The sequence below is a fragment of the Mesotoga sp. HF07.pep.5.2.highcov genome (genome assembly GCF_003666285.1).
Lineage (GTDB): Bacteria > Thermotogota > Thermotogae > Petrotogales > Kosmotogaceae > Mesotoga > Mesotoga prima.
The window spans coordinates 1-1,775 of the sequence record NZ_JFHJ01000144.1 but is presented as its reverse complement, the minus strand read 5'-3'; the positions used below and the strand labels follow the sequence as shown (position 1 = coordinate 1,775).

Annotated in this window: 1 protein-coding gene; it reads right to left on the bottom strand. The window is 44.4% G+C overall.

The window, feature by feature from the left end:
- Nucleotides 1-80 precede the first annotated feature (80 nt).
- The coding region (locus BG32_RS02880; RefSeq protein WP_121526343.1) for a diguanylate cyclase at nucleotides 81-1,775 on the bottom strand (1,695 nt) is incomplete at its 5' end.

Genomic DNA, 1,775 nt, shown 5'->3' with positions numbered 1-1,775 from the left:
GCATAACAGACCACTGTGGTGGTACGTCTGTTTTTCTTTTCATTTTTTCCCTTGTTTAGCTGTTTTCAGATTTCTTGCTGTCAAAGTTGAGTTACGGCAATAGAGTGCTGTTTTTCCATAGGATACTTTGTGTGAAGAGTATCGATAATCGAGTCAATTAACTGCCTGTTCAAAGATTTTCGGTGTATCGTCTTGTCTTTGTACATGAAGCTCTCAGCGTTGGCCATTATTTCATTCAGTGACTGATCGGCTCGGGTCTTAGTATCAAAGCCAAGTGAAATGCTGCATTTAACTGCTTGGACACGGGCATCGGAGAAGCCTTCTTTGATTCTTGAAGCAATACTTTCAGTTTCCTTTTCGCTCGTTCCCGGAAGAATAACGACAAACTCATCGCCACCCACACGTGCTATTAGATCTCTCTCTCTGCACGATTCTAAAAGGATTCTGGCTGACTCTTTTATTAACTCGTCTCCCGCCGCATGGCCGAAGACATCATTTGTCATCTTCAAGCCGTTAATGTCTGCAACGATTACGGATATGGGAAGGTTCTCTTCAACATCGACTGCTTTCTGAATCTGAGCCAAACTGCTTCTGTTGAGAAGGCCGGTTAGAACATCGTGAGAGCTAAGGTATTTGATTTCCTCCTCTCTCTTTTTGCGCTCGGTGATGTCCGAAAAAGTGATTACACCGCCAACGACTTCTCCGTTTCTCATTTGAGGATAGGAACGATACTCGACATCGAAAGACGAGCCGTCGGCCTTCCAGAAGACCTCGTCATCCGTCTGGAACCCTCTCCCATGTTTGATAGACCTGACAATCTTACATTCTTCAATCGGGAACGTCGTTCCATCTCGCCGACTGTGGTGAATCAACCGATGAACGTTCTTTCCGAGAATATCTTCTGGACCACTGAATCCCAACAGCTTTACGGAGCTCGCATTGCAGAATGTGCAGTCACCATTCAGATCTATACCATATATCCCTTCTGCCGTGGAGTCAAGCAGAAGCTGTAGCTCATTCTTGCTTTCTTTCAATTCCTCATTTGCCCTCTGCAGTTGCCTGGTTCTTTCTATCACACTCTCTTCAAGGTTATTGATCAAGAACTGTAGTTTGTCTGCAACTCTGTTCAGGCTTTCAGAAATCATCCCGATTTCATCACTTCTTACAACCTCTACTCGTTTAGACAGATCACCTTTAGACAAGGCAGTTGAAACCTCAATCAGATTGTCTAGAGGCTTCATCAATTTTCTCGCTAAAATATGGTATATGATTAGTAAGAGCACTAAGGCAACCACAACGATAATCACGGTCAGATGGATACTGTCTATCACGTCCTTCATATAGAAGGCCTCGGGAATTGCGGACATCACAACCCATGTAGCATTGAGTATTTCGATCTCCCGCATGTTAATGAACAGCTTTTCCTCTTCACCTCTGTAGAATAAAGGTGATTCCCGGTTTGTAGTGGACTGAATGAAAGCCTTCTCAATATCGGGAAAGCCGATATCGTCAACAGTTCGCTGGCTGAAAGAGCCATCTGGAAGGACTGTGAAGTTATCAACACCCATAGAGTTCGCTATTAGAGAGCCCGTTTCCTTGTCGGCAACTATTGCGTAAGCTGAGTAGTCTCGAACAGCATCTACAAGGAAACTACCAATGTCAGAAAGAAGGATATGTGTCCCCATTACGCCTTGAAGACTTCCACTGGCATCATAAACTGGCCACGAGAAGGAGACTGTAAGGTCATCCATCACGAAGTGCTTGTATAAAGGAGA